The organism is Pseudomonas sp. PDM30 (assembly GCF_019218985.1).
GTDB classification, from domain to species: domain Bacteria; phylum Pseudomonadota; class Gammaproteobacteria; order Pseudomonadales; family Pseudomonadaceae; genus Aquipseudomonas; species Aquipseudomonas jessenii.
Genome location: NZ_JAHUWM010000008.1, coordinates 228,232 through 242,971 on the forward strand (window position 1 = coordinate 228,232; position 14,740 = coordinate 242,971).

The window sequence follows — 14,740 nt, forward strand, 5'->3', positions numbered from 1 at the left end:
TGCGCATTCATTGCAGAAGGAAACCTGATTCATGGCAGGAAGCAGTTTGCTGGTGCTGATCGACGACATCGCGACCGTGCTGGATGACGTGTCCTTGATGACCCAAATGGCCGCCAAGAAAACGGCCGGCGTACTCGGTGACGACCTGGCGCTCAACGCCCAGCAAGTCAGTGGCGTGCGTGCCGAACGGGAAATCCCGGTGGTCTGGGCGGTCGCCAAGGGTTCGTTCATCAATAAACTGATCCTGGTGCCGTCGGCGCTGGCGATCAGTGCGTTCATTCCGTGGCTGGTCACACCGCTGTTGATGGTCGGCGGTGCCTATCTGTGCTTTGAAGGGTTTGAGAAGCTCGCCCACAAGTTCCTGCACAGCAAGGCTGAAGATCAGGCTGAACATGCCGAATTGGTCGAAGCTGTGGCAGACCCGGCGGTGGATCTGGTGGCGTTTGAAAAGGACAAGATCAAGGGCGCGATCCGTACCGACTTCATTCTCTCGGCCGAAATCATCGCCATCACCCTCGGCGTCGTCGCCGAGTCGGCGCTGACCCAGCAAGTCGTCGTGCTGTCGGGGATCGCCATCGTCATGACTGTCGGTGTCTACGGGTTGGTAGCGGGTATCGTCAAACTCGATGATCTGGGGCTATGGCTGACCCAGAAGCCTGGTCAGATGGCCAAGAGCATCGGTGGCGGGATTTTGCGTGCGGCTCCGTACATGATGAAAAGCCTGTCGGTGATCGGCACCGCGGCGATGTTCCTGGTCGGCGGCGGCATCCTGACCCACGGCGTGCCGGTGGTGCATCACTGGATCGAAAGTGTCAGCGCGGGGGCGGGTGGTGCCGGGTTTATCGTACCGACGTTGCTCAATGGAGTAGCGGGGATTGTGGCGGGGGCGGTGGTGTTGGTTGGGGTGATGGCTGCCGGCAAGATCTGGAAAGTCCTGAAAGGCTGAAGCGCGAATAGAGGATTTATCTGCAGTACATAACAACTGTGGGAGCGAGCTCGCTCACGATGGCGGTGTAACAGTCAACATCAATGTTGAATGTAACGGCCTCATCGCGAGCAAGCTCGCTCCCACAGTGTTTTTTGGGGGGCTTGTTTACTCGGCAACCTGCAACTTGCGCGCTTCGGTGTACACGTAACGCACTTTCTCGTACTCGAATGGCGAGTTCATCTGACCATAGCGGAAGCCGGTCTGGTGGCGCTTGTCGATGCCGCGCAGGATCACGACTTCCGGATGGTTGGAGCTGACTTCGGCCACGTTGAGGAAGTTGATCGCATTCTCGGCCGAGTAATCCACCAGCAGGCCGCCGGTGTCACGCAGGTTCGACGGACCGAGGATCGGCAGGACGAAGTAAGCGCCGCCCGGCACGCCGTAGAAGCCTAAAGTCTGGCCGAAGTCTTCGCTCTGACGCGGCAGGCCCATGGCGGTGGCCGGGTCCCACAGGCCGGCGATGCCGATGGTGGTGTTGAGCAGCAGTCGCCCGGTGGTTTCCAGTGAGCGCTGGCCCTTGAGTTGCAGCAGGCTGTTCATCAGGTTCGGCACGTCGCCGAGGTTGTTGAAGAAGTTGCTGACACCGGTGCGCAGGAAGCTCGGGGTAACGTAGCGGTAACCATTGACCACCGGCAGGAACACCCATTGGTCGAAGCGGTAGTTGAAGTGATAGACGCGCCGGTTCCACTCTTCCAGCGGATCGTAGACGGCCAGCGCGTTGAGCGTCGAACGCTCGAACTCGCGCTGATCCAGGCCCGGGTTGAATTTGAGTTTGCTCAGCGGCTCCTTGAAGCCATCGCTGTCGACGACCACGGGGGCATTGGCTTTGCTGTTGTCGGCATTGGCGACGCCTGCACAGAGTAACGCTGCGAAAAGCAGGAGATATTTAGCCACGGAAAAACTCCAGCATGGCGTCGCTGTTGACGCGGTAGTTAATGTTGCCGCAGTGGCCGCCATACGGGTAAACGGTCAGGCGATCACCGAAGGTCTTGCGCAGGAAGCCCAGGTCGCCAGGACCGAGGATTACGTCATCGGCGTTGTGCATGACCGCGATTTTCGGGCTTTCGTGCAGGTAGTCCTTCAGTGCATACAGGCTCACCTGGTCGATCAGTTGCAGCAGGCTGCCGCCGTCGGTGCGGGCGCGCCACATCGGGATCACTTGTTCGGTGATGTAGCAGTCGAAGTCGCATTGCAGCGCACGCTTGAGGAATGGCGTGAGGCTGGTGCCCTCGGTGATCGGGAACTTGGGTGGGGTGATCAGGCCGCGACGGTTGACCAGGTCCGAAGTGAAGGCGATGTCGGCCGCCGAAAAGCGGAACGAGGTGCCGATCAACATGGCCATCTGCTCGTTGGTCAGGTGCTGCTTGGACTGCTGGAAGTCGTAGAGCAGGGCGTCATTGAGGTCGATGTAGCCCTTTTGCTGGAAGTAGCGGGTCAGCTTGTCCAGTACCAGTTCATAGAATGTGGTGCTGGTGTTGATGCCCTTGACCTCGGTCTGGACCAGCTTGTCGAGGTTGGTGATCGAGGTGTAGAGGTTGACCGGCGGGTTGAGCAGCAGGACTTTCTTGAAGTTGAAGCTGCGGCGGGTTTCGTCCAGGTGAGAGACGAAAGCTGCATCCAGTGCACCCAGGCTGTACCCGGTCAGGTAGTAATCGGTGACCGGCACTTTCGGATTCTGTGCCCGTACGGCCTGCATCACCCGGTACAGATCTTCGGCGTCTTCCTTGGAAACACCCGGCGTGGCGAAGCGTGAGGCGGCACTCATGAAGTCATAGCTGGTGGGCGATGACAACTGCACCACGTGGTAGCCGGCTTTGTAATAGAGCTTTTTCAGGTATTCGTTCAGGGTGCTGTCATAGCGCGCGCCGGTGCCGGCGATCAGGAACATCAGCGGTGCGGCGTGATCCTGTGTGGCAATGCGGTAGTCGAGCGTCTTGACCGCCCAGAAGTTGTTCGGCAATTCGAACGCCCGTTCCGGACGCAAGGTGACACTGCGCACCGTCTGATCGATGTCTTCGTCCAGAGGTAACTCCGGACGCAGGTCCGGCGGTGTGGTCGCGATGGTCGCCTCGAACGGGTTGGTCAGGGGGTAGCCATAGCTGGCGGCGTCAATGTCGGCCGCCAGTGCGGACGCACTCAATATAAGGCCGCCGAACAGGGCAGCGAAGCGCAAGGAACGGAGCATGACTAAATCCCTTAGAGGAAGGTACCGAATGAATTTCGCAGGCTATGACCACCGGATTTGCGCCAAAGTGCCAACCCTCGGCACCAAACAGGCTTAATTTCGAAGTAATAGTAGCTGGACGATACACTTTGCAGCGATTGAAAGACCAGTTAACAGTTGTTATCGCTTGCGAAACGCTTAAGGGCGATTAAGCTGGCCGCCGCTTTTCGCCAATTGGAGTGTTTCATGTCTCGCCGCTTGCCCGTGATTCTGCTGCTTGTTTTGCTGCCTTTATGGCTGGCCGCCAGTTATGGCGCGCGCTATGGCTTCATGGAGGATGCGCAGTGGGTTGGCATTTGTGTGGATGAAGCGAATCGTTGGGAATGCCTGGTACGTTCGAACCTGGGGCTGATGATCCATTTCGGGGTGTTGGGCTGGGCTGCGCTGGGTGCGGCGATCATCGGCTTTGTCGTGCCGGGGCGGGCAGGCTGGTGGCTGGCGGTGCTGGCGCTGGTGTTCGGTTTTCCGGCACTGGCGTTGTACAACACCACGCTGGCAGTGTTTGCGGTGGTGATTGCGGGGTTGCGGTTGGTCAGGGCTTCCCGTAGCGCTTAAAAGTCCGTCTTCGCGAGCAAGCCCGCTCCCACATTTGATCTTTATCGCACGCAAACATTGTGTGCACTGAGGATCTACTGTGGGAGCGAGCTTGCTCGCGATGAGGTCAGTCAGGTCGCTAAAGAGTTAAACCTTGCGAACCCGCAAGCAGCGCCACAACGCAGCCACCATCAACACACTCACCAGCGCCCAACCCCAGGCCTGCTGGTTCTGCAAACCTTCACGGTACAGCTGCGGCGCAATGCCGGCACCGATGATGAAGGTCAGCAACGCAATCTCGCGGCGCGGCACGTTCACCGGGCGGCACAGATAGACCAGTGCCGGCACGATGAACGCGACACTCGGGAAGCTGCGATAACGCGGATCGAGCACCAGTTCCAGCATCATCACGGCTGCCGCGAAACCTGTCGTTGCAACCAGCCAGCCAGCACGGCGCTCAAGCAGGTTGAAAGCCCGCCCGCGCCAACCGTTGCGAGGGCTCAATGTCAGCGCGGCATGGGCCAGCACCAGCAGATTCAGGGCGGTCAGCAATCCGACCCATAGCCATTCACTGGTAAAGCGCGTGGTCACCCGTGCCAGGTCGCCCCAGGCGCCAATCGAACACGCAGCCAAGGCACCGAGCAGGGGCAGCACCAGTGCCGAGCGCGTCGTGCGGACCCGACCACCGAGCAGCAAGGTGCCGATGAAGATCAAGCCGCCCACCGCCAGCCACTGCGACCAGTACGGTACGTTTGTCACGGGCCCGGCCAGCACGCCCTTGTCCTGGCGATCGGCGTCGAACAAGCCCCAGTATCCACCGACCGCACCTTCACTGGCGCGTTTCCAGGGCTGGTCGAAGGCTTCGATCAGGTTGTAGTGCCAACCCTGTTGCTCGGCCATGGCGACAAAGCCGCGAATGAACTTGGCTTCGTTGACCCGGCTCGGCAGGGCCGTTTCGCGCTGGCGACCTTCGCTTGGCCAGCCGGTTTCGCCGATCAGCACATCCTTGGGCGCGAATTTGTTGCCGAACACCTGGCGTACATCGGCCACATGTTGCAGGGCAGCGTCGATGTTCGACGGATCATCTTCCCAGTAGGGCAGCAAGTGAATGGTCAGGAAGTCCACGGCGGGGGCAATTTCCGGATGCTTGAGCCAGAACTCCCAGACGTCGGCGTAGGTGACAGGCTGTTTGACCTGGGTCTTGACCTTGTTGATCAGCTTCGCCAATTGCGCGCCAGTGATTTCCTTGCGCAGCAGGGTTTCGTTGCCGACGATCACTGCGCCCACCACGTCCGGGTTGGCATTGGCCGAGGCGATCAGCAGGTCGACTTCTTTCTCGGTGTCCACCGGGTTGCTGTTGACCCAGGCACCGATCATCAGCTTCAAGCCATGCTTGCGCGCCAGGTCCGGCAGGGCTTCGAGGCCGGTCATGGAATAGGTGCGGATGCATTCGAAACGGGTCGCCAGCAGTGCGAGGTCGGCGTCCATGCGCTCCGGACGCAATTTGAATGGCTGGTCGAACGGCGATTGATCCTTGTCGAACGGTGTGTAGGAGGCGCATTGCAGCTTGTGCGTCGCGCTGGCGACGTCCGGTAACATCACCGGTTTGCCGAGGCCGTACCAGAAGCCACCGAGGGCAAACAGCCCCAGCAGGCAAGCGAATAGATAAGCAGCAAAAGGAAAGCGGGATGTCGCGGACATGGTCAGGCCGTGTGGGAGCAAAGCGGCGCATGTTACCTGCATTTACCGCGTGCTTGGTGGCCTGCATGATTTTGACATGCAAAGTTCGAGCGGATTGGCAGGGGGGGCAGTTGCGCTGAGGATTAATGGCTTTCTGATGTCGTTTCTCGATGCCTTGAGGTCGCTGGCAGAGCAGGTCGCCATGAGCGTCAGGTTGATTATCGCAAGTGTCAGTACTCCGCTGATGTTCGAACGAGTTTGCGGTGGGCGTGATGGGGGCGCTGTGCACCATAACAATACGTTTAAGCGACTCGGCATCCGTCGAGCGCAGCACTTTCGGGGAAGTAACGATGAAGATGCGACGACTCTTGGGCGCAGGTGCGGCTTTGGTGCTGGCGATCAGTTCGGCCGTGGCGAGCGCCGCCGGCAAGGACGTGACGCTCGGTTATGTCGACGGTTGGTCGGACAGTGTCGCCACGACCAACGTGGCGGCTGAAGTGATCAGGCAGAAACTCGGTTATGACGTGAAGCTGCAAGCCGTCGCTACCGGGATCATGTGGCAGGGCGTGGCCACCGGCAAACTCGACGCCATGCTGTCGGCCTGGCTGCCGGTGACCCACGGTGAGTACTGGACGAAGAACAAGGATCAGGTCGTCGACTACGGCCCGAACTTCAAGGACGCAAAAATCGGCCTGATCGTGCCTGAGTACGTCAAGGCCAAGTCCATTGACGACCTCAAGACCGACGACACCTTCAAGAACCGCATCGTCGGCATCGACGCCGGTTCAGGCGTGATGCTCAAGACCGATCAGGCGATCAAGGACTACGACCTGACCGGTTATCAACTCAAGGCCAGTTCCGGCGCCGGCATGATCGCCGAGCTGACCCGTGCCGAGAAAAAGAACGAATCCATCGCGGTTACCGGCTGGGTACCGCACTGGATGTTCGCCAAGTGGAAACTGCGCTTCCTCGAAGACCCGAAAGGCGTGTACGGCGCGGCTGAAACCGTGAACAGCATCGGCAGCAAGGGCCTGGAAGCCAAGGCGCCGGAAGTGGCCAAGTTCCTGAAGAACTTCCAGTGGGAATCCAAGGATGAAATCGGCCAGGTGATGTTGGCGATTCAGGATGGTGCCAAACCTGAAGCCGCGGCGAAGGATTGGATCGCCAAACACCCTGAGCGTGTGGCTGACTGGACCAAGTAATAGCAAAGAACACGCTTGACCCTGTGGGAGCGAGCCTGCTCGCGAAGCGTTCTGCCAGTTGACTGAAATGTCGACTGGCATGACGCCTTCGCGAGCAGGCTCGCTCCCACAGTTGTTTGGTGCATGCTGGAAATTGGCGAATACGTCATGGGGTTCTAAGACTAAGGTCGTCTGGAACCTGCCCCGCAGCCGCATAGAGTGGATACCGTTCCAACTAAATCTGTGCTGCGAGGATAAAAACAATGAACGACAGCATTTACCTCTCGATTCAAAACAGCCCGCGCTTCAAGGAGCTGGTTAGCAAGAGGGAACGATTCGCCTGGATTCTTTCGGCGATCATGCTAGGGCTTTACTCCGGATTCATCCTTCTGATTGCCTACGGGCCGCAGGTGCTGGGGGCGAAAATCAGCCCTGAGTCCTCGATTACCTGGGGCATACCGATCGGTATCGGGCTGATCATTTCGGCTTTCATCCTGACCGGTATCTACGTACGACGCGCCAATGGCGAGTTCGACGACCTGAACAATGCGATTCTCAAGGAGGCTCAGCAATGATCCGCCGTCTAATGGCTCTTTTGAGCATCGCAGCTTTCGCACCTGGCGCCTGGGCGGCTGACGCCCTGACCGGTGCCGTGCAGAAGCAACCGCTTAATGTGTCCGCGATCGTGATGTTTGTCGCCTTCGTCGGTGCCACCCTGTGCATCACCTACTGGGCTTCCAAGCGTAATAATTCGGCAGCCGACTACTACGCCGCTGGCGGCAAGATCACCGGTTTCCAGAACGGTCTGGCGATTGCCGGTGACTACATGTCGGCTGCGTCCTTCCTGGGTATTTCCGCGCTGGTGTTCACCTCTGGCTACGACGGCCTGATCTACTCGATCGGCTTCCTGGTGGGCTGGCCGATCATTCTGTTCCTGATCGCCGAGCGTCTGCGTAACCTGGGCAAATACACCTTTGCCGACGTGGCGTCCTATCGCCTGGGGCAAACCCAGATCCGCTCGCTGTCCGCTTGCGGTTCGCTGGTGGTGGTGGCGTTCTACCTGATCGCGCAAATGGTCGGTGCCGGCAAGCTGATCCAACTGCTGTTCGGTCTCGATTACCACGTTGCGGTGATTCTGGTCGGTATTCTGATGTGCCTTTACGTGTTGTTCGGCGGCATGCTGGCGACCACCTGGGTGCAAATCATCAAGGCTGTCCTGCTGCTGTCCGGCGCTTCCTTCATGGCGCTGATGGTGATGAAGCACGTCAACTTCGACTTCAACATGCTGTTCTCCGAGGCGATCAAGGTCCACCCGAAAGCTGATGCGATCATGAGCCCTGGCGGCCTGGTGAAAGATCCGATCTCGGCGTTCTCCCTCGGTCTGGCGCTGATGTTCGGTACCGCTGGCCTGCCACACATCCTGATGCGCTTCTTCACCGTGAGTGACGCAAAGGAAGCTCGCAAGAGCGTGTTGTACGCAACCGGTTTCATTGGCTACTTCTACATTCTGACCTTCATCATCGGCTTCGGCGCGATCCTGCTGGTCAGCACCAACCCGGCTTTCAAAGACGCTGCTGGCGCCTTGCTGGGCGGTAACAACATGGCGGCGGTGCACCTGGCCAACGCGGTTGGCGGCAGTGTCTTCCTGGGCTTCATCTCGGCAGTAGCGTTTGCGACCATTCTGGCAGTGGTTGCCGGTCTGACCCTGGCCGGTGCTTCGGCGGTGTCCCACGACCTGTATGCCAGCGTGATCAAGAAGGGCAAGGCCAACGAGAAGGACGAGATTCGCGTCTCGAAAATCACCACCATCGCGCTGGCGGTGTTGGCGATCGGTCTGGGCATTCTGTTCGAAAGCCAGAACATCGCGTTCATGGTGGGCCTGGCGTTCTCCATCGCAGCGAGCTGTAACTTCCCGGTGCTGCTGCTTTCCATGTACTGGAAGAAGCTGACCACGCGTGGTGCGATGATTGGTGGTTGGCTGGGTCTGGTCAGTGCCGTAGGTCTGATGGTCCTCGGGCCAACCATCTGGGTGCAGATCCTGCATCACGAGAAGGCTATCTTCCCGTATGAATACCCGGCGCTGTTCTCGATGATCATTGCGTTTGTGGGGATCTGGTTCTTCTCGATCACTGACAAGTCGACTGCTGCGGATAATGAGCGGGCGTTGTTCTTCCCGCAGTTTGTTCGTTCACAGACGGGGTTGGGGGCGAGTGGGGCGGTTTCGCACTAAGGCTTCGAGATTGTTTGTGTAAGTTGGTTAAGCAGAAATGCCCCGATCGAGAGATCGGGGCATTTTTTTATTGGGCGGTAATCGACCCGGTTTTTTGGATTTGCCCGTTTTACTGTAGGAGCGAGTCTGCTCGCGAAGACTTTGTGTCAGTTGGAGTGTTTTTTGAGGGGGTACATATCCATTCCTTCGGTAACGGCGACTTATGGTTTCGCCCTTACGGCGAGTCCCTTTTGTCAAACGACACAAAAGGAACCAAAAAGTCTCGCCCCGAACGTACGGCCCCTCGCCAGGGCTCGGGGTTCCTTCGCTCCGGCATTCATCCGGGGGCATCGCCCTCCGGTTGGCTTCGCTGGCACCTACATGCGATGAGTTCGACTGCGTCGAACGGCGCTGCGCGCCAATCCCCCGGATAAACACCTCCGCTCAGCCTTCCGAGGGGGCGGGTGGATCAAGATCAAAAGCTGCAGGCGAGCTAACGCTCGGCCTGATGAGTGGTGAAGAGCGTGGGGGTACGCGGCCCTGCTTTTGCTCTGCTCTTCTGTGGGAGCGAGCTTGCTCGCGATGGCGACCTGTCGGCCGATCGAAATTCTGCAGCGAGCTCAACCAGCAACCAGGCCGGCCGGTAGGCCGCCTCGGGTGCTGTTGCGGTGTACGCCCCCTCGTGAGGCCGAGTGCAGGTTCTGCGCAGTGGGCAACCCGGCATGGATGCCGGGTTAGCCGCCCCCGGCCATGGATGGCCGATGGCGGCGGGCCCACGGAGCAGGACCGGAGCGAGGGCATGCCGAGCCTGGGCGAGGCACCGAATGTCAGGGGCAAGAGCGTTTGGTTACTTTGCGCTTTTCAAAGTGACCCGCTGTAAGAGCGGAACCATAAGCCGCCGTTACCTAAATAATGGATACGTACCCGACCAAAGCGCACAAACAAAAACGGCCTCCTGCTCTTTATATAAAAAGCAGAGGCCGTTCCCGGTACAACTCAACACGCTACAGCAAGACAGATCTTACTTGCGGTCTTCCAGCTTGGTGATGTCACGCGACTCGTAGCCGGTGTACAACTGGCGCGGACGGCCGATCTTGTACGGGCTGGAGAGCATCTCTTTCCAGTGGGAGATCCAGCCGACGGTCCGCGCCAGGGCGAAGATCACGGTGAACATGCTGGTTGGAATGCCGATCGCCTTGAGGATGATCCCCGAGTAGAAGTCGACGTTCGGGTACAGCGAGCGTTCGATGAAGTACGGGTCGGTCAGGGCGATCTCTTCCAGGCGCATGGCCAGTTCGAGTTGCGGATCGTTCTGGATGCCCAGTTCCTTCAATACTTCGTCGCAGGTCTGCTTCATGACCGTGGCGCGCGGGTCGCGGTTTTTGTAAACGCGGTGACCGAAGCCCATCAGTTTGAACGGATCGTTCTTGTCCTTGGCCTTGGCGATGAACTTGTCGATGTTCGAAACATCGCCGATTTCATCGAGCATGGTCAGTACGGCTTCGTTCGCACCGCCGTGGGCAGGGCCCCACAGTGCAGCGATACCGGCGGCGATACAGGCGAACGGGTTGGCGCCCGAAGAACCCGCCAGGCGCACGGTGGACGTCGAGGCGTTCTGCTCGTGGTCGGCATGGAGGATGAAGATCCGGTCCATGGCCTTGGCGAGTACCGGGCTGATCGGTTTGATCTCGCACGGGGTGTTGAACATCATGTGCAGGAAGTTTTCCGCGTACGACAGGTCGTTGCGCGGGTACATCATGGGTTGGCCCATGGAGTACTTGTAAACCATCGCGGCCAGGGTCGGCATCTTGGCAACCAGGCGGATCGCGGAGATTTCGCGATGCTGCGGGTTATTGATGTCCAGGGAGTCGTGGTAGAACGCCGAGAGGGCGCCGACTACGCCGCACATGACGGCCATCGGGTGGGCGTCGCGGCGGAAGCCGTTGAAGAAGGTCTTCAGCTGCTCGTGAACCATGGTGTGGTTCTTCACGGTGCTGACGAACTGGGCCTTCTGTTCTGCGGTCGGCAGTTCGCCGTTGAGCAGCAGATAGCAGGTTTCCAGATAGTCCGACTTTTCAGCCAGCTGTTCGATCGGGTAGCCGCGGTGCAGCAGAATGCCGTTGTCGCCGTCGATATAGGTGATCTTCGACTCGCACGAGGCGGTCGACATGAAGCCAGGGTCAAAGGTGAAACGGCCCGTGGCCGTCAGGCCCCGAACATCGATAACATCGGGACCAACGGTGCCGGTTAAAATGGGCAGCTCGACGGGGGCTGCGCCCTCGATGATCAACTGCGCTTTTTTGTCAGCCATGTGGCCTCCTATTTATGCTTGAAATCATCAGACAGACCCCCCACGCAGGGCCCGCACCACTATAGTGAGATAAATTCGAATGTCAATTTGCCTAAAGTCTTGCTCCAGAAGGCTTTAACCGGACTTTTTTCTCGAAATTGGCTGCCATTTACGCCTTTTATGTCAGTTGCGCAATCAGCTGTTTGGGTTAGGTGTTTGCGTTGTCATTAGTAGCCTAACTGTCTATACTCGGCCACCGACCGCCAAGGGCTTTTGGGCTTGCTTTCATTGGGGGTCGCATCCCTGGGTGGTGGTTACCTGACCAGTGCACTCCCCAACAACTTTGCCCTGATTGTTAGGGGCTCTTCAGTGTGAAAAAAAAGCCGTGAAAAGCCAACGACCTGTAAACCTAGACCTAAGGACCATCAAACTCCCAGTCACTGCTTACACGTCCATCCTTCACCGAATCTCCGGTGTCATCCTCTTCGTGTGCCTTGCCATCATGCTTTACGCATTGGACAAGTCGCTGAGCTCCGAGGAAGGCTTCGGTCAGGTGAAAGCGTGTCTGACCAGTCCGCTAGCCAAGCTAGTGACATGGGGCATCCTGTCCGCTCTGCTTTATCACCTGGTAGCCGGTGTGCGCCATTTGATGATGGACATGGGCATCGGTGAGACGCTGGAAGGCGGCAAGCTGGGCTCGAAAATCGTTATCGCCGTTTCCGTGGTGGTAATCGTTCTGGCAGGAGTTTGGATATGGTAACTAACGTCACGAACCTGTCGCGTTCGGGCCTCTATGACTGGATGGCGCAACGTGTGTCTGCGGTCGTTCTCGCGGCTTACTTCATCTTCCTGATCGGATACATCGTGGCCAACCCTGGCCTCGAGTACGCCCAGTGGCATGAACTGTTCGCCCATAACGGAATGCGTATTTTCAGCCTCCTGGCCCTTGTTGCCCTCGGCGCTCACGCCTGGGTCGGCATGTGGACCATCGCGACCGACTACCTGACGCCAATGGCGTTCGGCAAGTCCGCGACCGCTATACGTTTCCTTTTCCAGGCAGTCTGCGGCGTTGCGATGTTCGCTTACTTCGTCTGGGGCGTGCAGATTCTCTGGGGTATCTGAGTCATGGCTAACATTCCAACGATTTCTTTCGACGCCATCATTATTGGTGGTGGCGGTGCCGGCATGCGCGCAGCGCTGCAACTGGCACAGGGCGGTCACAAGACTGCCGTGATCACCAAGGTTTTCCCGACCCGTTCGCACACTGTATCCGCCCAGGGCGGCATCACCTGCGCGATCGCGTCCGCTGACCCGAACGATGACTGGCGCTGGCACATGTACGATACCGTCAAGGGTTCCGACTACATCGGTGACCAGGACGCTATCGAATACATGTGTCAGGAAGGCCCGGCTGCCGTTTACGAGCTGGACCACATGGGTATGCCATTCTCGCGTACCGAGCAAGGTCGTATCTACCAGCGTCCATTCGGCGGTCAGTCCAAGGACTACGGTAAAGGCGGCCAGGCTGCGCGTACTTGCGCTGCGTCCGACCGTACCGGTCACGCTCTGCTGCACACCCTTTATCAGGGCAACCTGAAAGCCGGTACCGTGTTCCTGAACGAGTACTACGCTGTCGATCTGGTGAAGAACGGCGAAGGCGAGTTCGTCGGCGTGATCGCCATCTGCATCGAAACCGGCGAAACCACCTACATCCGCGCCAAGGCCACCGTACTGGCTACCGGCGGTGCAGGTCGTATCTACGCTTCGACCACCAACGCCCTGATCAACACCGGTGACGGCGTTGGCATGGCGCTGCGTGCTGGCGTACCGGTACAAGACATCGAAATGTGGCAGTTCCACCCGACCGGTATCGCCGGCGCTGGTGTACTGGTTACAGAAGGTTGCCGTGGTGAAGGTGGATACCTGATCAACAAGCACGGCGAGCGTTTCATGGAGCGTTATGCTCCGAACGCCAAAGACCTTGCCGGTCGTGACGTTGTTGCCCGATCGATGGTTAAAGAGATCATCGCCGGCAACGGTTGCGGTCCGAACGGCGACCACGTGATGCTCAAGCTCGACCACCTGGGCGAAGAAGTGCTGCACAGCCGTCTGCCAGGCATCTGCGAACTGTCGAAGACTTTTGCGCATGTTGACCCGGTTGTTGCTCCGGTTCCGGTTGTTCCGACCTGCCACTATATGATGGGCGGCGTTGCCACCAACATTCATGGCCAGGCAATCACCCAGAACGCCGAAGGCGTGGACGAGATCATCCCTGGTCTGTTCGCTGTAGGTGAAGTGGCTTGCGTATCGGTTCACGGTGCCAACCGTCTGGGCGGCAACTCGCTGCTCGACCTGGTGGTATTCGGCCGTGCTGCCGGCCTGCACCTGGAAAAGGCGCTGACCGACGGTATCGAATACGACGAAGCCACCGACGCCGACATCCAGGCTGCCCTGGCGCGCCTGTCCGCCCTGAACGAGCGTACCGAAGGCGAAGACGTGGCAACCCTGCGTCGCGAGCTGCAAAACTGCATGCAGAACTACTTCGGTGTATTCCGTACCGGCGAATACATGCAGAAGGGTATTGCCCAGCTGGCTGACCTGCGCAAGCGCATCGCCAACGTGAAGATCAACGATAAGTCGCAGGCGTTCAACACTGCACGTATCGAAGCTCTGGAACTGCAGAACCTGCTGGAAGTGGCCGAAGCCACCGCCATCGCTGCAGAAGTACGTAAAGAGTCCCGTGGTGCTCACGCCCGTGAAGACTTCGAAGATCGTGACGACGAAAACTGGCTGTGCCACACCCTTTACTTCCCGGGTGACAAGCGCGTGACCAAGCGTGCCGTGAACTTCTCGCCGAAGACTGTTCCGACTTTTGAACCTAAGATTCGGACTTATTAAGGGTGGCCGCCATGTTGCAAGTCAGCGTTTATCGTTACAACCCTGATCAGGACGCCGCGCCGTTCATGCAGGAATTCCAGGTTGATACCGGTGGTAAAGACCTGATGGTGCTGGACGTGCTGGCCCTGATCAAAGAGCAGGACGAGGGTTTCTCCTATCGTCGCTCTTGCCGTGAAGGTGTTTGCGGTTCCGACGGCATGAACATCAACGGCAAAAACGGCCTGGCGTGCGTCACGCCGCTGTCTGCTGTCGTAAAAGGTAACAAGTTGATCGTTCGTCCTCTGCCAGGTTTGCCGGTTATCCGTGACCTGGTCGTCGATATGAGCATCTTCTACAAGCAATACGAAAAGGTTAAGCCATACCTGCAGAACGACACGCCGGCTCCGGCCATCGAGCGCCTGCAGTCCCCTGAAGAACGTGAAAAGCTGGACGGTCTGTACGAGTGCATCCTGTGCGCTTGCTGCTCGACTTCCTGCCCGTCCTTCTGGTGGAACCCGGACAAGTTCCTGGGTCCAGCTGCCCTGCTGCAAGCGTACCGCTTCCTGGCAGACAGCCGTGACACCAAGACGTCCGAGCGCCTGGCTTCGCTGGATGACCCGTTCAGCGTATTCCGCTGCCGCGGGATCATGAACTGCGTCAACGTATGTCCGAAAGGCCTGAACCCGACTAAGGCCATCGGTCACATCCGTAACATGTTGCTCTCAAGCGGCGTGTGATTCAGCTGCTGTACCCGCTG

The 14,740-nt window shown here is 58.7% G+C and carries 13 protein-coding genes; 9 read left to right on the top strand and 4 right to left on the bottom strand.

Features of this window, described 5'->3' with window-relative positions; all coding sequences use genetic code 11:
* Positions 1-31: 31 nt before the first annotated feature.
* Positions 32-946 (top strand): DUF808 domain-containing protein, encoded by a 915-nt coding sequence (locus KW840_RS19960; protein ID WP_057715838.1) that lies wholly within the window; start codon positions 32-34, stop codon positions 944-946.
* Between the two features lie 147 nt (positions 947-1,093).
* On the opposite strand, the gene KW840_RS19965 is transcribed toward KW840_RS19960, so the two are convergent.
* Both KW840_RS19965 and KW840_RS19970 read right to left on the bottom strand, forming a co-directional pair.
* Entirely contained in the window at positions 1,094-1,882 is a 789-nt protein-coding gene (locus KW840_RS19965) for a VacJ family lipoprotein (RefSeq protein ID WP_057715837.1), read from the bottom strand.
* Positions 1,875-3,173 carry a serine/threonine protein kinase gene (locus KW840_RS19970; protein WP_057715836.1) on the bottom strand — a complete coding sequence of 433 codons (1,299 nt, stop codon included), beginning with the start codon at positions 3,171-3,173 and terminating at the stop codon, positions 1,875-1,877. Before KW840_RS19970 ends, KW840_RS19965 begins: the two co-directional genes overlap by 8 nt.
* 225 nt (positions 3,174-3,398) lie before the next feature.
* Here KW840_RS19970 and KW840_RS19975 point away from each other — a divergent pair, with 225 nt between their 5' ends.
* Positions 3,399-3,767, top strand: coding sequence for a hypothetical protein (locus KW840_RS19975; RefSeq protein WP_057715835.1), 369 nt, complete (start codon positions 3,399-3,401; stop codon positions 3,765-3,767).
* 126 nt (positions 3,768-3,893) lie between these two features.
* On the opposite strand, the gene KW840_RS19980 is transcribed toward KW840_RS19975, so the two are convergent.
* The gene (locus tag KW840_RS19980; RefSeq protein WP_218497152.1) at positions 3,894-5,489 is read right to left on the bottom strand and encodes a beta (1-6) glucans synthase; all 1,596 of its coding nucleotides are present in this window, start codon (positions 5,487-5,489) and stop codon (positions 3,894-3,896) included.
* A gap of 287 nt (positions 5,490-5,776) precedes the next feature.
* Here KW840_RS19980 and KW840_RS19985 point away from each other — a divergent pair, with 287 nt between their 5' ends.
* From KW840_RS19985 to KW840_RS19995, 3 genes are all read left to right on the top strand, one after another.
* Positions 5,777-6,628: a glycine betaine ABC transporter substrate-binding protein gene (locus KW840_RS19985; RefSeq protein ID WP_057715833.1), complete on the top strand. Its 852-nt coding sequence runs from the start codon at positions 5,777-5,779 to the stop codon at positions 6,626-6,628.
* 242 nt (positions 6,629-6,870) lie between these two features.
* Positions 6,871-7,182: a DUF485 domain-containing protein gene (locus KW840_RS19990; protein WP_057715832.1), complete on the top strand. Its 312-nt coding sequence runs from the start codon at positions 6,871-6,873 to the stop codon at positions 7,180-7,182.
* Positions 7,179-8,837 carry a cation acetate symporter gene (locus KW840_RS19995; RefSeq protein WP_218497154.1) on the top strand — a complete coding sequence of 553 codons (1,659 nt, stop codon included), beginning with the start codon at positions 7,179-7,181 and terminating at the stop codon, positions 8,835-8,837. The genes KW840_RS19990 and KW840_RS19995 overlap by 4 nt, the downstream gene beginning before the upstream one ends.
* A gap of 1,000 nt (positions 8,838-9,837) precedes the next feature.
* Here the strand turns inward: KW840_RS19995 and gltA are convergent.
* On the bottom strand, positions 9,838-11,127 hold the full coding sequence (gene gltA / locus KW840_RS20000) for a citrate synthase (RefSeq protein WP_007977501.1): 1,290 nt from the start codon (positions 11,125-11,127) through the stop codon (positions 9,838-9,840).
* A gap of 364 nt (positions 11,128-11,491) precedes the next feature.
* Here gltA and sdhC point away from each other — a divergent pair, with 364 nt between their 5' ends.
* Genes sdhC through KW840_RS20020 form a run of 4 tightly spaced genes read left to right on the top strand, consistent with a single transcriptional unit; the run spans position 11,492 to position 14,720 of the window.
* On the top strand, positions 11,492-11,866 hold the full coding sequence (gene sdhC, locus KW840_RS20005; protein ID WP_057715829.1) for a succinate dehydrogenase, cytochrome b556 subunit: 375 nt from the start codon (positions 11,492-11,494) through the stop codon (positions 11,864-11,866).
* Positions 11,860-12,228 (top strand): succinate dehydrogenase, hydrophobic membrane anchor protein, encoded by a 369-nt coding sequence (sdhD, locus tag KW840_RS20010; protein ID WP_008049683.1) that lies wholly within the window; start codon positions 11,860-11,862, stop codon positions 12,226-12,228. The genes sdhC and sdhD overlap by 7 nt, the downstream gene beginning before the upstream one ends.
* Positions 12,229-12,231: 3 nt before the next feature.
* On the top strand, positions 12,232-14,004 hold the full coding sequence (gene sdhA, locus KW840_RS20015) for a succinate dehydrogenase flavoprotein subunit (protein ID WP_057715828.1): 1,773 nt from the start codon (positions 12,232-12,234) through the stop codon (positions 14,002-14,004).
* A gap of 11 nt (positions 14,005-14,015) precedes the next feature.
* The gene (locus tag KW840_RS20020; protein ID WP_008063297.1) at positions 14,016-14,720 is read left to right on the top strand and encodes a succinate dehydrogenase iron-sulfur subunit; all 705 of its coding nucleotides are present in this window, start codon (positions 14,016-14,018) and stop codon (positions 14,718-14,720) included.
* Positions 14,721-14,740 lie beyond the last annotated feature (20 nt).